The organism is Clostridium sp. CAG:43, from assembly GCF_000434655.1.
GTDB classification, from domain to species: domain Bacteria; phylum Bacillota; class Clostridia; order Lachnospirales; family Lachnospiraceae; genus Otoolea; species Otoolea fessa.
This window is the reverse complement of sequence record NZ_FR895087.1, coordinates 2,152-2,467: the sequence shown is the minus strand read 5'-3', so window position 1 is coordinate 2,467 and position 316 is coordinate 2,152. Positions and strand designations below refer to the sequence as shown.

Here is a 316-nt window from a genome sequence, read left to right as displayed (position 1 = left end):
CACATGGCGAATTTTGGCGCGGTGATCGTGAAATTCTGGATTCATATTGATAAAGATGAGCAGGAACGCCGCTTTAAGGAGCGCATGGAGGCTCCGGCAAAACAGTGGAAAATCACGGACGAAGACTGGCGCAACCGTGAAAAATGGGACGCATATGAGCAGGCAGTCAATGAGATGCTGGTGCGGACCTCTACTACCTATGCCCCGTGGACGATCATAGAAGGAAATTCCAAATATTTCGCGCGCGTCAAGGTGCTGGAAACGGTTGTGGAGGCGATGGAGGAGAAGATCCGTGAGGTAAAAAAGCTGCGTAAGT

Annotated in this window: 1 pseudogene; it reads left to right on the top strand. The window is 50.6% G+C overall.

The features are described from left to right. A pseudogene (locus QVO97_RS07005) lies at nucleotides 1–316 on the top strand (phosphate--AMP phosphotransferase); the annotation flags it as partial.